18 protein-coding genes are annotated in these 17,890 nt (G+C 65.7%); 9 read left to right on the top strand and 9 right to left on the bottom strand.

Annotated features, from left to right (window positions below):
- Window positions 1–8: 8 nt before the first annotated feature.
- Window positions 9–1,754 (bottom strand): hypothetical protein, encoded by a 1,746-nt coding sequence (locus U1739_RS10915; protein WP_332707877.1) that lies wholly within the window; start codon window positions 1,752–1,754, stop codon window positions 9–11.
- A 135-nt stretch (window positions 1,755–1,889) separates the two neighbouring features.
- Window positions 1,890–3,107, bottom strand: coding sequence for an argininosuccinate synthase (locus U1739_RS10910; protein WP_332707875.1), 1,218 nt, complete (start codon window positions 3,105–3,107; stop codon window positions 1,890–1,892).
- 70 nt (window positions 3,108–3,177) lie between these two features.
- Here U1739_RS10910 and U1739_RS10905 point away from each other — a divergent pair, with 70 nt between their 5' ends.
- On the top strand, window positions 3,178–3,594 hold the full coding sequence (locus U1739_RS10905) for a DUF1801 domain-containing protein (protein WP_332707873.1): 417 nt from the start codon (window positions 3,178–3,180) through the stop codon (window positions 3,592–3,594).
- A gap of 131 nt (window positions 3,595–3,725) precedes the next feature.
- On the opposite strand, the gene U1739_RS10900 is transcribed toward U1739_RS10905, so the two are convergent.
- Genes U1739_RS10900 through U1739_RS10890 form a run of 3 tightly spaced genes read right to left on the bottom strand, consistent with a single transcriptional unit; the run spans window position 3,726 to window position 6,474 of the window.
- Window positions 3,726–4,955: a class I SAM-dependent methyltransferase gene (locus U1739_RS10900; RefSeq protein WP_332707871.1), complete on the bottom strand. Its 1,230-nt coding sequence runs from the start codon at window positions 4,953–4,955 to the stop codon at window positions 3,726–3,728.
- 17 nt (window positions 4,956–4,972) lie between these two features.
- Window positions 4,973–5,731 carry a molybdopterin-dependent oxidoreductase gene (locus tag U1739_RS10895; RefSeq protein WP_332707869.1) on the bottom strand — a complete coding sequence of 253 codons (759 nt, stop codon included), beginning with the start codon at window positions 5,729–5,731 and terminating at the stop codon, window positions 4,973–4,975.
- Window positions 5,728–6,474, bottom strand: a complete 747-nt coding sequence (locus tag U1739_RS10890; protein WP_332707867.1) for a cytochrome b/b6 domain-containing protein — start codon at window positions 6,472–6,474, stop codon at window positions 5,728–5,730. Before U1739_RS10890 ends, U1739_RS10895 begins: the two co-directional genes overlap by 4 nt.
- Window positions 6,475–6,535: 61 nt before the next feature.
- On the opposite strand from U1739_RS10890, the gene U1739_RS10885 reads away from it, so the two are divergent.
- Entirely contained in the window at window positions 6,536–7,141 is a 606-nt protein-coding gene (locus U1739_RS10885) for a flavin reductase family protein (RefSeq protein ID WP_332707865.1), read from the top strand.
- A gap of 106 nt (window positions 7,142–7,247) precedes the next feature.
- Here U1739_RS10885 and U1739_RS10880 read toward each other — a convergent pair whose 3' ends face one another.
- From U1739_RS10880 to U1739_RS10865, 4 genes are all read right to left on the bottom strand, one after another.
- A complete protein-coding gene (locus tag U1739_RS10880) occupies window positions 7,248–8,012 on the bottom strand; it encodes a sulfite exporter TauE/SafE family protein (RefSeq protein WP_332707863.1) in 765 nt (254 codons plus the stop codon).
- Window positions 8,005–9,213: a dual-specificity RNA methyltransferase RlmN gene (gene rlmN / locus U1739_RS10875; protein ID WP_332707974.1), complete on the bottom strand. Its 1,209-nt coding sequence runs from the start codon at window positions 9,211–9,213 to the stop codon at window positions 8,005–8,007. Before rlmN ends, U1739_RS10880 begins: the two co-directional genes overlap by 8 nt.
- 166 nt (window positions 9,214–9,379) lie before the next feature.
- Entirely contained in the window at window positions 9,380–9,859 is a 480-nt protein-coding gene (locus U1739_RS10870) for an invasion associated locus B family protein (protein WP_332707861.1), read from the bottom strand.
- Window positions 9,856–10,515: a histidine phosphatase family protein gene (locus tag U1739_RS10865; protein ID WP_332707859.1), complete on the bottom strand. Its 660-nt coding sequence runs from the start codon at window positions 10,513–10,515 to the stop codon at window positions 9,856–9,858. Before U1739_RS10865 ends, U1739_RS10870 begins: the two co-directional genes overlap by 4 nt.
- 140 nt (window positions 10,516–10,655) lie before the next feature.
- Between U1739_RS10865 and U1739_RS10860 the strand changes: the two genes are divergently transcribed.
- The 7 genes from U1739_RS10860 (at window position 10,656) to U1739_RS10830 (ending at window position 17,855) form a co-directional block, all read left to right on the top strand.
- Complete coding sequence (locus U1739_RS10860; RefSeq protein WP_332707857.1) at window positions 10,656–11,267, top strand: outer membrane protein; 612 nt, start codon at window positions 10,656–10,658, stop codon at window positions 11,265–11,267.
- 190 nt (window positions 11,268–11,457) lie between these two features.
- Complete coding sequence (dnaN, locus tag U1739_RS10855) at window positions 11,458–12,570, top strand: DNA polymerase III subunit beta (protein WP_332707855.1); 1,113 nt, start codon at window positions 11,458–11,460, stop codon at window positions 12,568–12,570.
- Between the two features lie 88 nt (window positions 12,571–12,658).
- On the top strand, window positions 12,659–14,239 hold the full coding sequence (locus U1739_RS10850) for a glycosyltransferase family protein (RefSeq protein ID WP_332707853.1): 1,581 nt from the start codon (window positions 12,659–12,661) through the stop codon (window positions 14,237–14,239).
- 53 nt (window positions 14,240–14,292) lie between these two features.
- Window positions 14,293–15,072 carry a Coq4 family protein gene (locus U1739_RS10845; RefSeq protein WP_332707851.1) on the top strand — a complete coding sequence of 260 codons (780 nt, stop codon included), beginning with the start codon at window positions 14,293–14,295 and terminating at the stop codon, window positions 15,070–15,072.
- Between the two features lie 45 nt (window positions 15,073–15,117).
- Entirely contained in the window at window positions 15,118–16,275 is a 1,158-nt protein-coding gene (locus tag U1739_RS10840; protein WP_332707849.1) for a DNA replication/repair protein RecF, read from the top strand.
- An 86-nt stretch (window positions 16,276–16,361) separates the two neighbouring features.
- Entirely contained in the window at window positions 16,362–17,117 is a 756-nt protein-coding gene (locus tag U1739_RS10835) for an OmpA family protein (RefSeq protein ID WP_332707848.1), read from the top strand.
- 87 nt (window positions 17,118–17,204) lie between these two features.
- Window positions 17,205–17,855 carry a hypothetical protein gene (locus tag U1739_RS10830; RefSeq protein ID WP_332707845.1) on the top strand — a complete coding sequence of 217 codons (651 nt, stop codon included), beginning with the start codon at window positions 17,205–17,207 and terminating at the stop codon, window positions 17,853–17,855.
- Window positions 17,856–17,890 lie beyond the last annotated feature (35 nt).

Genomic DNA, 17,890 nt, shown 5'->3' with positions numbered 1-17,890 from the left:
GCCAAGCCCTACCGCTTGGCGGGGGCAACTAACAAGCGCGGTTCGATGCTAAATAGCGTCAAATCGTCACGCGACGCTTCAATCCGTCGCATCCAGCCGGGCGCGCGCCCGGCTCGGAGCTGACCGAGCAATGTCTTGGGCGAGGGTTTGCCAATCTCGCCGAAGCTGCCGCCGCACAAAGCGACATAGCGCAACTGCCAGTGCGCAGCGATGCGCCGCGCTCCCTCCGGCGAGCCGAGGAAGAAGCGATAGACCGCCGCATTGCCATCATTGTTGCGATGATAGGGTGCCCCCACGACGCTCAGCTTGCTTGCGCCGACCGCATAGGCGCCGAGATCGAGCGGCGCGATCAACCGGCCCTCGAGCGGCGCCAGTCGCGCTAGCGCTTGCGGATCGGTGCATGACCCCGTGGTGTTCGACGGCCCAGCGACCGACGGCTCGGCCGGCGCGAGGGCACTGGCCGCCAGCGGATACAGCATCCCCGCCGATCCGATCCACGCCGCGGCCAGCGCCAGCGTGCCGCGCGGTCGCGCCGCCGCGATCATCGCCGCCAGTGCCGGCGCCGCCAGGATCGCGCCGGCATAAGCGCCGCGCAGCTGCACGCAGGTCAGTGCCAGTGCGGCTAGCTGGAAGGCCAGCAGCGTTAGCCAGTCCCCGCTCCTGGTCACGCGCACGCGCCACAAGCTGGCAGCGATCCCAACCAGCATCAGTCCGGCATGGCCCAGGATCATCTCGGGCCGCGCTCGCAACAAAGGCTGCGCTTCGCCGACATTGCTCAGCCAAAGTTTGGCCAGCAGTGGATCGACCGCGCCATAAGGCGACAGGCACATCGGCGCGAACCGCCACACGCCCAGCACGGCGATGCCCGCCACCAGCACCGCCAGCGCTGCACGCACGTCGCGCCGCGATACGACATATCCGGCGCCGGCCAGCCCGATCGGCAGGAAGGAGGCGAGTTCCGCGACGCGCCAGCTGATCGCGGTAAACCCGTCACAAGCAGGATAGCCGAATTGGTCGGCATGGAGCGCAAGGCGTGCCACGAACAGGCCGATCGCCAGCGCGAGCCCGAAGCCGAGCAGCGGCGCGTTCGACCCACGATCGATCCACCGCACCACGATCACCGCGCCGGCCACGACCAGCAGCGGCAACGTCTCCAGCCCGATAGCGATGCTGGCGGCGGCAGCAAGACCGGCCACCGCCCCCTGCATCATGCCGCGCCGCGCGAGCAACGCGTGGACGATGGCCAGCAACAAGACCACCTGCAGCCCGTGATGGTCGATCCGCCCGGGCAGGAAGATTGCCGACGACGGATAGGCCAGCGCCGCCACCACCAGGGCAGTGCGCGCGATCTCCGCCCCGCCCAAGGCGCGCGCGATGCGTGCCGTCAGGAACAAGGCCATGCCCAACAGCATCGCCGGCCAGGCGATCACGGCAATGATCTCGCTGGCATGTCGGCCGAACAGCGAGGTCAGCGCGGCGATGATCGCGCCGGGCACCAGATCCGGCAGCCGCGACCAATGCATCGCCAGGCCGGGTGTGGCGCCCAGCCGATGTTGCGACAGATCGGCGAACCGCTGGCCATCGATCCAGTCGCGGATCTGCTGCAGCCGCATGACATCGTCGGTGTCGGGAAGCACCAAGGCTGACAGGGCGGACCAATCGTGCACCGCCCAGGCGATGCTGAGGATCAGACAGAGGATCAGCGCCGCGACCGCGTCGCCCCAAAGTCCCTGCCGATCGCGCGCGAATGTCATGCGGCGCGCATAACGCGACTATGGTTAACGAGTTGCTTGTGGCTCCGCCGGAATTCCCCTGCGAAGGCGGCGCCCAGGGTCATGGGCGCTGCCCTCACTACTCTGGCCTCGTGCGGCCGTAGGAGCGCAATGCTCCTATTGGTCGCGCCGCCCCAACAGCCGCAGCCTGAGCGCCTGCAGCTTGATGAAGCCCGCCGCGTCGCGCTGGTCATAGGCGCCCTGATCGTCCTCGAACGTCACGACCTTTTCCGAATACAACGAATTGGGCGATTTGCGCCCGACCACCGAGACATTGCCCTTGTAGAGCTTGAGGCGCACCGTGCCGGCGACCTTCTCCTGGCTGTGATCGATCGCCGCCTGCAGCATCTCGCGCTCGGGCGAGAACCAGAAGCCGTTATAGATCAGTTCGGCATAACGCGGCGCGAGTTCATCCTTGAGATGCGCGGCGCCACGATCCAGCGTCAATTGCTCGATGCCACGATGCGCGAGATTGTAGATCGTGCCGCCCGGCGTTTCGTACATGCCGCGCGACTTCATGCCGACGAAGCGGTTTTCGACCAGATCGAGCCGGCCGATGCCGTGGATGCGGCCATAATCGTTGAGTTTCGCCAACAGCGTCGCGGGACTCATTCCCTCGCCGTTGATCGCTACGCCGTCGCCACGCTCGAAATCGATCGTGATATATTCCGGCACGTCCGGCGCATCTTCGGGATTGTTGGTGCGCGAATAGACATAGTCCGGCACTTCGTCCCATGGATTTTCCAGCACCAGGCCTTCGGAGGAGGTGTGCAGGATGTTGGCGTCGGTCGAGAACGGCGCTTCGCCGCGCTTGTCCTTGCTCACCGGGATCTGGTGCTGCTCGGCGAATTCGATCAGCCTGGTGCGGCTGGTCAGATCCCATTCGCGCCACGGCGCGATCACCTTGATATCGGGCGCCAGCGCATAATAACCGAGCTCGAAGCGCACCTGGTCATTGCCCTTGCCGGTCGCGCCATGGCTCACCGCGTCGGCGCCCAGCATGCGCGCGATCTCGATCTGGCGCTTGGCGATCAGCGGCCGGGCGATCGACGTGCCAAGCAAATACAGGCCCTCGTACATCGCGTTGGCGCGCATCATCGGGAAGACATAGTCGCCGACGAACTCCTCGCGCAGATCGTCGATAAAGATGTGCTCGGGCTTCACGCCGGCCATCTCGGCCTTCTTGCGCGCCGGCTCGAGCTCTTCGCCCTGGCCGAGATCGGCAGTGAAGGTCACCACCTCGCATTCATAGGTCTGCTGCAGCCATTTCAGGATGACGCTGGTGTCCAGCCCGCCCGAATAGGCCAGCACGACACGGTTGATTTTGTCGGTCATCGAATCCATCCTCAGCTACAGGCCCCGCGCCCTATGCGAGCGCGGAAGCGCGCGCAACCGGAGAGGTATCGTGGCGGCGAACAAGACCCAGGCGACCGAGACCAGCGTCGACGACTTCCTCGCTGCAGTCGAGCCGGCGCAGCGCCGCGACGATGCGCGCGCGGTGTGCGACATACTCGCGCGGGTGACCGGCGAACCGGCACGGATGTGGGGGACGACGATCGTCGGCTTCGGCAGCTATCATTATCGCTACGACAGCGGGCGCGAAGGCGAGATGTGCCGGATCGGCTTTTCGCCGCGCAAGGCGCAGACCGTACTCTACATTCCCGGCGGCTTCCCGCGCTATGAGCAATTGCTCGCCAGGTTAGGCAAGCATTCGACCGGCACGGGGTGCCTGTACATCAAGAAGCTTGGCGACGTGGATACCGCCGTACTCGAGACGCTGGCCGGCGAAGCGTTCGACTATATGCGCACGGCTTATCCGTAAGCGGCATGATACCCTAACCGTCACCCCGGCTTTGAGCCGGGGCCCAGCTTCTGCTTCGACGGTGGAGAAGAAGCTGGGCCCCGGCTCAAGGCCGGGGTGACAGAGGTTAGGTCTGTATCACCTACCTGCGCTCAGCTTCCCCGCAACCGCCGCTCTTCCTCGATCATATAGTCCCGCGTGATCGGCAATTCCGTCCGCGAGCGCGACATCTGCAGCTGATAATTGACCAGCCCGCCATAGCGGAAAGCTTGGGCGGCCCCGGCGAGATAGAAGGTCCACATGCGGTAGAAGCGCTCATCGTACAACGCGACGATCTGCTCCCGGGCCCCCACCGTGCGATAGTACCAATGGTCGAGCGTATATGCGTAATGCAGCCGCAGCACCTCGATGTCCGTCGGGAGCATCTTGAGGCCTTCATAACCGCGCACGATCTCCGACAGCGCCGGATTATAGCCGCCTGGGAAGATGTATTTGGCGGTGAAATCGTCGGTCACGCCGGGCTTGCCCATGCGGCCGATCGTGTGGATCAGCATCACGCCCTCGGCGGTCAGCAGATCGCGGCATTTGCGGAAGAACGCCTTGTAATGCGCCGGCCCGACATGTTCGAACATGCCGACCGAGACGATGCGATCGAACTGCCCGGTAACGTGGCGATAGTCGATCAGCTCGAACTTGACCTTGTCGGCGACGCCCGCCTCCTCGGCGCGACGCTTGGCGACCTTGATCTGCTCCTCGGACAGGGTGACGCCAAGCACCTCGGCGCCGGTCTTGGCGTGCAGGTACAGCGCCATCCCGCCCCAACCGCAGCCGATATCCAGCACCTTCATGCCCGGCTTCAGCGCCAATTTTGCGGCGATATGCGCCTTCTTGTCGTCCTGCGCCTGCTCGAGCGCATTGGCGGGATCGGTAAAGTACGCGCAGCTATATTGCCGGTCGGCATCGAGAAACAGGTCGTACAGCCGATCCGACAGATCGTAATGATGCGCGACGTTCTGCTTCGCTTTGCGCGTCATGTTGATGCGGTTGAGCCGGTGCGTCACTGCGGCGACCATCTCGCGTGCCGGATGCGGCTTCAGCGTGCGCTTGCCCGCTTCCCATTGGCCGTTGCCCGAGAGCAGATTGACTAGGTCGCGAATATCGCCCTGCTCGACGATCAGCCGGCCATCCATGAACGCCTCGGCCGCGCCGAGCCCGGGATTGCGCACGATGAAGTTTGCCGCTCCCTTGTCGGTGAAGCGGATCGTCACGTCGCGCAAGACGGGATCGGGCGTGCCGAAATGGGTGGTCTTGCCGTCGGCATGATGGACGGTCAGTTGGCCGCGCTTGACGCGGCGGGCGAGAAAAAGGTCGATCAGGGCCATGCCGTATACGTAATGACTTAAATGCCCGCATACCAATCGTAATCGACGGTATCTTCCCAAAAACCACCCTTGCCCCGGCCGATCCCGACCAGGCTGGCGACGGCATCGATGCGCATCACATATTTGGCGTGCTTATAGCCCAGTTGGCGCTCGACGCGGAGTCGCAGCGGCGCGCCGTGGCCGATATCGAGCAGCAGATCGTTCATCATCCAGGCCAGGATCGTCTGCGGATGGCGCGCGTCGATCAGGTCGATCGATTCGTAATAGGGTTCGCCATTATAGAGATCGGCGCAGGTGAACACGATGTAGCGCGCCCGCTCGCTCAGCCCCGCCGCGTCGAGAATGGTCGACAGCTTGGGCCCGCCCCATTTGCCGATCGCGCTCCACCCTTCGACGCAGTCGTGGCGGGTGATCTGGGTCCGCTGCGGCAGGCCGCGAATATCCGCCAGCGACAGCGCCAGCGGGCGGGCGACCAGCCCCTGCACCACCAGCCGGTAATCGGCGAAGCGCGCGGCGGCCTGCGCGGCATAGGCCGGCGTGTTGGGATTGCGCGTACCGTTGGTGCGGAAGATCGGCGACATCTGATCGGGGCGGAATTCCGGCGCCAGCGCGCCGCGATTGGTCAGCGCGCGCTGCAGCCCTTCGTTCATCTTCTCGCCGGAGAACAGGATCGTGCGGAACTGTTCGTTCTGCGCGAGCTTGTCGCACCCCGACAGCAGCAGACCGGCCGAGGCCGCCGCGCCGCCGATCAGCGCCCGCCTGGTGATCAAGCTCATGCTCGGTCCTCCGGCACGCGCCAGCGCCCGGTGATCATCGAGCGCACTTCGTTGAAGGGGCCGGCAAGGATCACCAGCGCGAGATGCACGACGATGAACACGGTGATCCCGAAGGCGGCGATAAAGTGGATCGAGCGCGCCGATTGCCGCCCGCCGAACACGTCCAATAGCCAAGGCCAGGCCGCATTCATGCCCGGGGACATGGTGAGGCCAGTCAGGATCAGCAGCGGCAGCAGCACGAAGATGACGCCGACATAGGACAGCTTCTGGAAGATGTTGTACGCGCTGGGATCGGCCGGATCGTGGAAGCGCAGCGCGAGATGCTCCTGCAGATCGTGCAGCACGTTGCGCGGCGCGAGTTCGCCGGCGCGGACGCGCAACTGGCGCTGGAAGTGGCGGTTGACCAAGCTGACGATCATGAACGCGAGCAGGGCAAAGGCCAGCACCAGCGCGAACAACAAATGCCAGCGCCGCGATAGTGCGAGGTTGTAGCTGGTCGGCAGGGTGAGGACGTTGAGGCCGGTACTGACCCAGGACGGCATCCAGCTCAGCGACAGCCACGGCTGATCGAAATTGGCGCCATAGCGTCCCCAATAAAGATGCGGATGCGCCTTGAGGATGCCAATGCCGCTGCCGATCATGATGAACATGGCGATCGCCGTCACCCAGTGCCACAGCCGCGTCGCCAGCGCGTGGCGGTGGATCGTCGTGCCCGGCGCGGCGGGTGGGGATTGCTCGACCATGACGCTTGCTTATCTGCTTCCGCCGCATTCTAGAACCGCAATCTTGCCCGCGAGGATACCCATGGCCGACATGCATTTCTACGAACCCGCTGACGGCCACGGCCTGCCGCATGATCCGCTCAACGCGATCGTCGCGCCGCGGCCGATCGGGTGGATCAGCACGGTCAGCGCGGCGGGGGTCCGCAATCTCGCGCCCTATTCCTTCTTCAACCTGTTCAACTATCGCCCGCCGTTGATCGGCTTTTCGTCGATGGGCTGGAAAGACAGCGTGGCCAATATCGCCGAAACGAAGGAGTTCGTGTGGAACCTCGCCACGCGCCCGCTGGCGGAAGCGATGAATGCGACGGCCACCGACGCCAAAGTCGACGAATTCGACGCCGCCGGCCTGGAAGCTTTGCCCTCGCGCCTGGTCGGGCCGGACCGCGTTGCGGCAAGCCCGGTGACGTTCGAATGCCGGCTGACGCAGTTGATCCGGCTCGAGACCAAGGAAGGCCGCGAGCTCGATCAGTGGCTGGTGATCGGCGAAGCCGTGGGCATTCATATCGACACCGCCATGTTGGAGGGCGGCGTCTACCAGACGGCCCGCGCCCGCCCGATCCTGCGCGGCGGCGGCCCGGCGGATTATTTCGAGCTGGGTGAGCTGTTCCAGATGCGGCGGCCGGGATGAACTGCCGTGCTCCTGCGAAAGCAGGAGCGCAGTGTTCCGTGCGCAGCCCTTGTGGCCCTGGGCCCCTGCTTTCGCAGGGGAACGGTATCGAGTTGAAACGCAGCGCTTAGAAATACGCCCGCCAGAAAAACACCAGCGTCGTCGCCCCAGTCACCAGCAAGGTCCAGGCGCGCACCGCCCCCGGCGGGAGCCGCTTGCCCACCTTCGCCCCCAGCCACCCGCCAACCACCGCCCCCAGCAGCATCGGCACGCCCGCCGCCCAGTAAACCAGCCCCGCCCACACGAACACGATCGCTGCCGCGGCATTGGCCACGGCCAGCATCAACGTACGCGGCGCGAACAAGGCGCGCGGGGTGACATTGGCCAACAGCCCGTACGTCGCGGTCATCATCATGCCGACGCCGCCACCGAAATAGCCGCCATAGATGCCGAGCAGCACTTGCCCGGCGACCAGGCTGCGCCGCCCTATCGTCACCCGGGCATGCAGCCAATCGGCCGCGCGGCGGCCGAACGCGATCACCACGAAGGCAAGCAGCAACAGCCACGGTATGATCAGATCGAACGCATCGCTCGGCGTGACGACCAGCAACGCGCTGCCCGCCAGCCCGCCCAGGAACGTGATCCCGCCGAGAATGCGGATATCGACCCCGCCGAGCGGGCCGAGTTCGTCACGAAACCCCCAGGCGCTGGTCGCCGCCCCCGGCAGCAGGGCGACGTTCGAGGTCGAATTGGCGGCATTGGCGGGCAGGCCCAAGGCGATCAGCGCGGGCAAGGTGGCGAAGGTGCCGCCGCCGGCCAACGCGTTCATCGCCCCGCCGACCAGCCCGGCCCCGGCCATCACCGCCATCGCGGCGATCGATAGATCAGCCAAGCGCGATCAGCTTTTCCTCAGCCTGCCGGTCAAGCTCGGCGCGCGAGACCTTCTCGCTGGCGGTCTTCAGCTGCCCGCAGGCCGCATCGATATCGCGCCCGCGCGGGGTGCGGATCGGTGCGGAGATGCCGCCGTCGAAGATGATGTTGGAGAAGGACTTAATCCGCTCCGGCGTCGAACATTCGTACGGCGCACCCGGCCAGGGGTTAAACGGGATCAGATTGACCTTGGCCGGCAGATCGTAAGCTTTCAGCAGCCGCACCAGTTCGTGCGCCTCAGCATCGCTGTCATTCTTGTCCTTGAGCATGACATATTCGAAGGTGATGCGCCGGGCATTGTTGGCGCCCGGGTAATCGGCGCAAGCCTGGAGCAATTGCTCGATGCCGTATTTCCTGTTGATCGGCACGATCTCGTCGCGCACTTCCTTAGTCACCGCGTGCAGCGAAACCGCAAGGTTGACCGCAATCTCCTCGCCAGCGCGGGCCATCATCGGCACCACGCCCGAGGTGCTGAGCGTGATGCGGCGGCGCGACAGGCCGAGCCCATCGCCATCCATCACGATCTTGAGCGCGTCGCGCACGTTATCGAAATTATACAGCGGTTCGCCCATGCCCATCATCACGATGTTGGTCAGCATCCGCCCCTCGGGCTGGCTCGGCCATTCGCCAAGGCCATCGCGCGCCAGCATCACCTGCCCGACGATCTCGGCCGGCGTCAGGTTGCGCACCAGCCGCATCGTGCCGGTGTGGCAGAAAGTGCAGTTGAGCGTGCAGCCGACCTGACTCGACACGCAGAGCGTGCCGCGATCCGCGTCGGGGATGAACACCATCTCGTAATCCTGCCCGTCATCCGAGCGCAGCAGCCATTTGCGCGTCCCATCGGTCGAGACCTGCGCTTCGACCACTTCGGGCCGGCTGATCACGAAGCGCTGCTCGAGCCACGGCTGCATTGTCTTGCTGATGTCGCTCATCAGCGAAAAATCGGTGACGCCGCGATTGTAGATCCAGTGCCACAATTGCTTGGCGCGCAATTTGGCCTGTTTGGGCTCGAGCTGCGACGTCTCCAGCGCCATGCGCAGATCGAGCTTGGACAGGCCGAGCAGGTCGATCCGGCCATCGGCGCGGGGCTTGATGTCGCGGGGCACGGGCACGGGGTCGAAGTGCCCAGGAATGGGCATCAGGGTCGTCGCGGTATTGGGCATGGGGAGCATGTAGTCGAAAATCGCAAAGATTTCCAGTTCAGCGATTCTACCCGGCAACCACGCCACCAACCTGTTCCCCCGCGAAAGCGGGGGCCCAGCGTCTCAAGCGCTGCGCGGGGTGCTCTGGGCTCCTGCGTTCGCAGGAGAACAGTAGGTTAAAAGGCTGCTACCGCGTGCACCCCAAAGACGCCGCATCGATCGCCGTCGCCGCGCCACGCAGCGCATAGACGTCGGCGAACGGCTGCCCGCTCTTACTCAGCGATTCGACGCTCATGCTGCGCCCGGAGCGGATCGCGGCGACCACCGCGGCATCGGTGCGCTTGTCCGGCGCCCAAGCATCGGCATTGCCCGCCACCAAGGCGAAACGGCGCTCCCCGACGGACAGGGTCACGCGCGCGCGGGCATCGCGTTCACGGCTGAGCCGGATATGCAGCTGGTTGCGCGCGCCCCGCCCCGGCCAGGTCGCGATACTGGCAAATGGTCGCCAGCGCGCCCCCGCAGCGCTGGCCTGAACCGGTTGCGCGATCGCGTAGCAACGGCGGGGCGCGGCGTCGCTGAACGCACCCCAGCGCTCGAACACGCCGAGCGACTCCTTGGCCTGAAGCGGGGCCGCAACGAGCAACGCGAGCAGCAGCGCGCGCTTCACGCCGGCGCATAGCCCGTGCCGAGATGCACCATGCGCTCGACGCCGCCGTCGATCATCGTCACCGATCCCTGCGGCAGGCCCGGCAGCGCCGGCGCCTCGAAGCCAGCGATCGACGCTGCGCCGGTCATCACGCCGCGCATCACGCGGCTGGAAATGCCGTGCATGATCACCAGCCGGTCGCCGCGGTCGTCCGCCGTCTCGTCCAGCCAGCCACCGACGCGCGTCGCGATTTCATCATAACGCTCGCCGTCCGGCGCGCTCAGCAATAACCCGCTGGCGGGATCGACCACCGAGCCGACCTCGGCGATCACATCGGCATAATAACGCCCGCCCCATGACCCCATGCCGATCTCGACCAACCGGGCATCGGTCTTGGCATCATGCCAATCAAGTTCGAGATGCTCGGCGATCACCGCCAGCGTCTGCAGCGCGCGCCCGGTCGGCGAGGCCCATAAGGTCAATGCGGGTTTCACGCCGAGTTCGGCGCGCAATGCGCGGCCCATTTCCTCCGCCTGGGCAAAGCCGGCGCGGGTCAGCGGCGTATGTGCCGCATCGCCCTGCAATCGTTTCGCCGCATTGAAGACGGTCTCGCCATGCCGAGCGATGAAGTCACGGCCCTGCCGTGCCGAAGGGGCGGTCTGTGCCTTGGAAGTCATGCCCCGGCATTCAACCCAGTGTGGCGCAAAAGCAACGATTTTCGTTGTTTATCTGAGGTTCATGCAAAGCGGGATCGGCGCGCCTATTTACCTGTTCCCAGCCGCGGAGACGGCGGGATAGTCCAACTGGAGTTATACCAATGCGCAAGTTTGCTTTGTCCGCCGCTGTCGGCACGATCGCCCTCGGCCTTGCTGCTCCCGCCTTTGCCCAGGACGTGCCGGTCGAAGCCGCACCGTTCACCGGCCCGCGCGTCGAAGCGATCGCCGGCTATGACCATATCGGTGGCGAGAATGGCTTTGATGGCGTCGTCTATGGTGGCCAGCTCGGCTATGATGCGCAGGTCGGTGGCGTGATCCTCGGCGTCGAAGGCGAAGTCAGCGGCACCACCGCCAAGTCCGACGACGCCAGCGTGTTCGCCACGGGTGACCGCTTCCGCATCAAGGGCGGCCGCGATCTTTATGCCGGCGCGCGTCTCGGCTATGCCATCTCGCCCGTCGCGATGATCTATGCCAAGGCTGGGTACACCAATCAGCGCATCAATTCGCGCTACACGCTGGGCACCGTCACGATCCGCGATCACGACGATGCCGAGGGCTATCGCCTGGGTGCCGGCCTTGAATATAAGATGAGCGGCAACGCCTATGTGAAGGCCGAATATCGCTATTCGAACTATAACAACCTCGACGGCGGCGACGTGGACATCGACCTTGATCGTCATCAGGTGCTCGCTGGCGTGGGCGTACGCTTCTAAAATTTCGAGATAGCGGGGTCGGCCTTTGCCGCCCCATTTCGGACAGCAAGGAAGGGCTGGGGCGCTTGCTCCGGCCCTTTTTTTCGTTAAGGTTAGGAGACGGTCAACACCCCCGACTCTACACGTTTGGCGGGTTATAAATCAGGTGGCGGGGCGCACTATTCGCGCAGCCGGCCCGGGGGAATTGAAGATGAAGGCGACGATCGAACGCGCAACCCTGTTGAAGGGGCTGAGCCATGTGCAGTCCGTGGTCGAGCGCCGCAACACCATCCCGATCCTATCCAACGTGCTGATCGAGGCGACCGCCGAGGGCGGCCTCAAGCTGATGGCCACCGATTTGGATCTGCAGATCAACGAGACGATTTCCGCGGCGGTCGATCAGCCCGGCGCTACCACCGTCTCGGCGCACACCTTGTTTGATATCGCGCGCAAACTGCCCGAAGGCAGCGAGGTCAGCCTAGCCGCGGCCGAAGGCAAGATGACGATCATGGCCGGCCGCGCCAAGTTCCAGCTCGGCACGCTGCCGCGCGACGATTTTCCGGTCATCGCCGAGGGCGAATTGCCCGTCTCGTTCGAACTGCCGGCGGAAACGCTCAAGCAATTGATCGACAAGACGCGCTTCGCCATCTCGACCGAAGAGACGCGTTACTATCTCAACGGCATCTTCCTGCACGTGTCGGACGATCCGCTGCCCGTGCTGAAAGCCGCCGCCACCGACGGCCACCGTCTCGCCCGCGTGACGATGCCGCGCCCGGACGGCGCCGAGACGATGCCCGACGTGATCATCCCGCGCAAATGCATCGCCGAATTGCGCAAACTGCTCGACGAGATCGACGGTTCGGTCGGCGTGTCGCTGTCGCCGACCAAGATCCGGTTCGATCTCGGCCAGGCCCTGCTGACCTCGAAACTGATCGACGGCACCTTCCCGGATTACAGCCGCGTGATCCCGACCGGCAACGACAAGATTCTCAAGATCGATCCGCGCAGCTTTGAGGAGGGCGTCGACCGCGTCTCGACCATCGCCACCGAAAAGACCCGTGCGGTGAAGATGGCGCTCGATCGCGACAAGATCATCCTGTCGGTGACCAGCCCGGAAAACGGCACCGCAGCGGAAGAAGTGCCCGGCGAATATGTCGCCACCGGGTTCGAGATCGGTTTCAACAGCCGCTATCTGCTCGACATTCTCGGACAACTCGACGGTGACACCATTGAGGTGCATCTGGCGGACGCCGCTGCGCCGACGCTGATTCGCGAGAATGACAAGAGCTCGGCACTCTATGTATTGATGCCGATGCGAGTCTGACGTGGGCGTTCGGTAAGGCGAGAAATATCGCGGCAACGCGGCGCTGCCACCGGGGTGGTCACGTCACCGCCAACCCCAGGGAATCTTCTTGCTGGACATCGTAACGCCTGAGTCTGCCGAGGCCCGTACCATCGGGACGCGGTTCGCTCCGCCCCTATTGAGATCGCCGTGGGCCAATATCCGCGCGGGTGCCATCGCTACGCCCTGGGCCATCGTGATCCTGATCGCGGTGGCCTTCGCCGCACGCGCGATCCAGTTCGGCAATGCCGTCATACAGGTCGATGATCAGTTATATCTGCTGATCGGCGATCGCATGTTGCACGGGGCGCTGCCCTATATCGACATCTGGGATCGCAAGCCGATCGGTTTGTTTCTGATCTATGCCGCGATCCGCCTGCTCGGCGGGCTCGGCGTTACGGAATATCAAATCGTCGCCACGGTGTTCGTCGCCGCCACGGCCATCACCATTCGCCAGGCGGCGCTGCGGGTCGCCACGCCCGCCGGTGCGCTCGGCGCCGGCGTGATCTACATCCTCATGCTCGGCATGTTCGGCGGCGATGGCGGCCAGTCCCCGGTATTCTACAATCTGTTCGTCGCACTGGCCGGGCTGTGTCTGGTGCGGATCGTCCGTCGCACGCGGTTCGGCCCGGCGAGCCATCTCGATGCCGCCGCAGCCATGCTGTTGATGGGCCTGGCCATCCAGATCAAATATTCGGTCGTGTTCGAAGGGGCGTTCTTCGGCTGCGTGCTGCTCCACCATGCGTGGCGCGCGAAGATGTCTTTGAGCGCGCTGGCCGCTGCCGGCCTGGCCTGGCTGGTACTGGGGTTGGGCCCCACTGCCGCCGCCTGGGCCAGTTATGCTGCGATGGGCTATAACGACGCCTTCATCTACGCCAACTTTACCTCGATCTTCGCGCGGTCCAGTGATGGTGCCGGGCCGACGATCGGGCGGTTGTCCGGCATGGCCGCTTTGCTCCTGCCGCTCGCTTACGCTGCCTTCATCTCGCTATGGCCTGGCCGCAGCAATGCTTTCGATCAACCGCAAAAGCTGCTGTTCGGTTGGTGCCTCGCCGCGATTGCCGCCGTTTTGGTGTTTGGCAGCTATTTCGATCATTATGCCCTGCCCATGCTGGTGCCGCTCACCATCGGGGCAGCGCCAGTTCTGAGTGATCGGCGCGCCGGGCTGCGGTTGATCGCCGGACGTACCGACAAGCTCATGCCCGCGATAATGGTGCTGGCGCTGTTCGCCACGGCCTTTTCGATCGTGACGATCGATCGCAACGTCCGCAACCGCGGGCGGGGCGCACAGGCACGGCAGATCGCCGCCTGGCTCAAGCCGCGACTGACCGATTGCCTGTTCGTCTTCGGGGGCGAGACGATATTGTATCACCTGACCGGCAGTTGCCTGCCGACGCGCTGGCCCTTCCCCGAGCATCTCGACAACAGGCGCGAAGACGGCGCGCTCGGGGTGGATGTCCTGGCCGAGATCCAGCGCATCATGGCGCGCCGACCTCAATATGTCGTGTCGAGCGATCGCCCGGAAAGCAAGACCAACATGCGCACCTGGGACTATATGGTCGGCGCGCTGGCGCGCGATTACCGCGTGGTGATGCGACTGCGCGTCGGCTCCAAGTTCCGCCTGGTGTTCGAACGCTTGCCCGGCCATTGACGTAACGTAAGCGACCCGATACTGACACTCTTGTTAATAAGGAGTGTGAGTCGATGGCCAAGCTTCCTCCCTTCCCCGGCACGACCGGCCGGCGTGACTGGCGCACCGCGTTCGATGCGATCCGCAAATTGCTCGCCAATGGCGACGACACGACGCAGGTCTTCCGTATCATGCGCGCGCTGAACGTCGGCAATTCGCCAATGAATTACGCGCGGCTGATTGCCACGGCGGAGGGCGGTCGGCTGGCCTATGAGCGTACCGAACTGGCGCAGCTCTTCGCACAGCCGGGTTTTGCGCGCCACTTCGCGCCCGGCACGGTGGGTGCGGCTTATTGCCACTTCCTCGACAGCACCGGCTATTCCGCCGACGGCCTGGTCGAAGTCAGCCGCATCAACAAGGAAGAGGATCTGCCCCATCCATACGCCTGGTTTGGCCGGCGGGTGCGCGACACGCATGACATCTGGCATGTGCTGACCGGCTACAAAGCGGATGAGAGCCTGGGCGAAGCGGCGTTGGTCGCCTTTTCCTACGCGCAGGTCGGCGGGCTGGGCTGGGCCTTTATCGGCGGCGCGGCGGCGCTGAAAAGCCTGCGCGTCACCGGCAATACGCTGTTCGCCAAAGCGGTGTGGGAGGGATACCGCCATGGCCGTCAGGCCAAGTGGATCTCGGGTGAGGATTATGTGAAGCTGCTCAGCGAACCGCTCGAGGCGGCGCGGGCGCGCCTCGGGATCGCCACGCCGGTTGCGTATCTCAAGGCGCAGCGCGAACTTGGCGACCTGGCTTCCTATCTCAGCAACCGCGTGAGCGCCGCACCGGAGAAGCTTGCCGCGTAAAGCGCCGCGCGACTCGCGCGCCAAGTGCCGCTAGGAAGCGCGCTCATGCTCGCGCGCCTCGTCCTCACCGATTTCCGCAACCATCGCGATACCGTCATCGCGCCGGGGCCGGGCTTCGTCGTGCTGACGGGCGAGAATGGGGCAGGCAAGACCAACGTGCTGGAGGCGGTGTCGCTGCTGGCGCCCGGACGCGGGCTGCGGCGCGCGGCCTTGGGCGAAATGGCTCGGCAGGGTGGGCCGGGTGCCTTTGGTGTCGCCGCTTCCCTTCTCCCCTCCCGCTTGCGGGAGCGGTCGGGGGAGGACATGTCCCGAAACGCTCCCGCACCCATCGGACAGGTCCTCCCCCAGCCCCTCCCGCAAGCGGGAGGGGAGGAACTTGTCGACTTCGCCACCGGCACGCTCCCCTCCGCCCCAGAACGCCGCATCGTCCGCATCCAGGGCGCGCCCGTCGCTGCCACCGCGCTGGCGGAGTGGCTTACCATCCTGTGGCTAACCCCCGCGATGGACCGCCTGTTTGCCGAACCCGCCAGCGAACGCCGCCGCTTCCTCGATCGCCTGACGCTGGCGCTGAGCCCCGGCCATGCCGTGCACAGCAACCGCTACGAGGCAGCGATGCGCGCGCGCAATCGCCTGCTCGCCGACGATGTCCCGCCCGACCCGCATTGGTTGAGCGCGCTCGAAACGCAAATGGCCGAGCATGGCGCGGCTATCGACGAGGCGCGCCGTGAAACCGTCGCAGCGCTCAGCGCCGCGCTCGCCGATCAGCCCGAAGGCCCGTTTGCGCGCGCCGGTCTCGCACTCGAAGGCTGGACCGGCGCCGGGGACACGCTCGCCGCGGATCTAGCGCATGGCCGCCGCCGCGATACCGCCGCCGGCCGCACGCTGATCGGCCCGCATCGCAGCGACCTGGCCGTCACCCATCTCGGCAAGCAGCAGCCCGCCGCCCTGTGCAGCACCGGGGAACAGAAAGCGTTGCTGCTCGGCATCGTGCTCGGCCATGCCGATCTCGTTGCGCAGCGCACCGGCCGCGCGCCGATCCTGTTGCTCGACGAGGTCGCCGCGCATCTCGATCCGTCGCGCCGCGCCGCACTGTTCCAGCGCTTGGCCGGCAAGGGTCAGGTGTGGATGACCGGCACTGAGGATGCGCTGTTCGCGGCGCTCGGCAACGATGCGTTCCGCCTCACGCTCGGCAAGGCCGCCTGAACCTCGCCTGTCGCGGCAACTCACCGCGCGTTCAAGCGGCTCGTCGCATGTGCCGTCCATCGGGCGGGGGCTCGAGGAGATAAACAATGAAACGCACCGCAATTCTGACCGCCGCTCTGATCACCGCCACGCTCGCCACCGGGGCCTCCGCGCAGGGCCGCTGGGACTTTGACGGCGGGCGCCAGGGCGACCGTGAATACCGGCTCGTCGGCGCCGGCGTGCCGACCCTGTACCGCGAACTGCGCGCAACCAATCGTGGGCGCGCTTTCGTGATGCGCAACTTCGACAATAACCGTGACGGCCGCATTTCGCCACGCGAAGCGCAGGCCGCCAACCGCGCCTTCTCTGGCGTCGCCGGCCCGCGCCGCGACCGCTTCGATTGGGATCGCCGCGGCAGCGAAGTCGTCGTCGTCGAGCAGGGCGGTGGCCAATGGGATCGCGGCGCGATGCGGAATTACGGCTTCCGCCAGACCTCGCGCGGCGCCACGCTCAACCTGCAGGAAGACGTGCTGTTCAAGACCGACAGCGCCGTGCTGCGCCCCGGCGCGATCGACAAGCTTCGCCCGCTGGCCAATTACCTCCGCGCCGAACGCGGCGTGCGCGTGGCGATCGACGGCTATACCGATTCGCGCGGATCGGATGCGCACAACCAGGATCTGTCCGAACGCCGCGCCGCCAGCGTGCGCGCCGCATTCGACACGATGGGGGTGACCCGCGCCCGCTTCGCGGTGGTCGGGCACGGCGAGACCAATCCGGTCGCCAGCAACGCCACGCCGCAGGGCATGCGCCAGAATCGCCGCGTCGAAGTAACCCTGCTCGGCCAGCGCGCCGACCGCTTCTAACGAGCCACTACCGGCCCTGCGCGCATGCGGAGCAAGCGTCGCGCAGGGCTCGTTATGCAGCCGTTCCGGAATTTCAGGAGTAAGATTATGCGTACTTTAGGACCGATCATGCGCACCTTGTGCGTTTCGGCATTGCTCGCCACGTCGGCCACGCCGGCGCTGGCGCGCGGCAAGATGGACCGCGCCCGCGAGGCTGTCGCCGCGGCGCGCGCCAAGGTGGAAGCCGCCAACAAGCTCGGCGCGTCGGGCGATGTGCCCCGCCTGCAGGCCGAGGCCCAGGCCGCCCTGCGCACCGCCGAGGAGGATGTCGCCAGCAGCCGCAAGGACGAAGCGATCGCCCAGGCCAATCGCGCCTCGCAGCTGGCCGACACCGCGATCGGCATTTCCGAGCGCAACCGTAACGTCGAGGCGAACGTGAATGCGGCGCAGGCCGCCAATGCGCAGGCCGATGCCGCCGGCGCACAGGCGGCTGCCGCCGAGGCCAATGCCCGCGCCGCCGCCGCCGAGCAGGCCGCCGCTGCCGCGCAGGCCGAGGCTGCTGCCGCGCGCGCCACGCCGCCGCCAGCACCAGTCGCCACGACCATCACCACCGAGACGGTAAAGACGGCCGCCCCGGCCCCGGCCCGCGCCACCACGGCCAAGAAGCGGGTCGTCAAGAAGACCGCCACGCGCGCCGCGCCGGCCCGCGCCGTAGTGGCTGAAAAGACCACCACCACGGTGACGACCACGCCGCAATAACGAGATCGTTAACGGCCGCGTCGCCCCCTGGGGTG

Source organism: Parasphingomonas puruogangriensis (assembly GCF_036663635.1).
GTDB lineage: Bacteria > Pseudomonadota > Alphaproteobacteria > Sphingomonadales > Sphingomonadaceae > Sphingomonas.
This window is presented reverse-complemented; position numbering and strand designations above follow the sequence as displayed.

Bases quoted from the DNA above. Each gene is read 5' to 3' on its own strand.
- U1739_RS10915 (WP_332707877.1), bottom strand. From the start codon at position 1,754: ATGACATTCGCGCGCGATCGGCAGGGACTTTGGGGCGACGCGGTCGCG.
- U1739_RS10910 (WP_332707875.1), bottom strand. From the start codon at position 3,107: ATGACCGACAAAATCAACCGTGTCGTGCTGGCCTATTCGGGCGGGCTG.
- U1739_RS10900 (WP_332707871.1), bottom strand. From the start codon at position 4,955: ATGGCCCTGATCGACCTTTTTCTCGCCCGCCGCGTCAAGCGCGGCCAA.
- U1739_RS10895 (WP_332707869.1), bottom strand. From the start codon at position 5,731: ATGAGCTTGATCACCAGGCGGGCGCTGATCGGCGGCGCGGCGGCCTCG.
- U1739_RS10890 (WP_332707867.1), bottom strand. From the start codon at position 6,474: ATGGTCGAGCAATCCCCACCCGCCGCGCCGGGCACGACGATCCACCGC.
- U1739_RS10885 (WP_332707865.1), top strand. From the start codon at position 6,536: ATGGCCGACATGCATTTCTACGAACCCGCTGACGGCCACGGCCTGCCG.
- rlmN (WP_332707974.1), bottom strand. From the start codon at position 9,213: ATGCCCAATACCGCGACGACCCTGATGCCCATTCCTGGGCACTTCGAC.
- U1739_RS10865 (WP_332707859.1), bottom strand. From the start codon at position 10,515: ATGACTTCCAAGGCACAGACCGCCCCTTCGGCACGGCAGGGCCGTGAC.
- U1739_RS10860 (WP_332707857.1), top strand. From the start codon at position 10,656: ATGCGCAAGTTTGCTTTGTCCGCCGCTGTCGGCACGATCGCCCTCGGC.
- dnaN (WP_332707855.1), top strand. From the start codon at position 11,458: ATGAAGGCGACGATCGAACGCGCAACCCTGTTGAAGGGGCTGAGCCAT.
- U1739_RS10845 (WP_332707851.1), top strand. From the start codon at position 14,293: ATGGCCAAGCTTCCTCCCTTCCCCGGCACGACCGGCCGGCGTGACTGG.
- U1739_RS10840 (WP_332707849.1), top strand. From the start codon at position 15,118: ATGCTCGCGCGCCTCGTCCTCACCGATTTCCGCAACCATCGCGATACC.
- U1739_RS10835 (WP_332707848.1), top strand. From the start codon at position 16,362: ATGAAACGCACCGCAATTCTGACCGCCGCTCTGATCACCGCCACGCTC.
- U1739_RS10830 (WP_332707845.1), top strand. From the start codon at position 17,205: ATGCGTACTTTAGGACCGATCATGCGCACCTTGTGCGTTTCGGCATTG.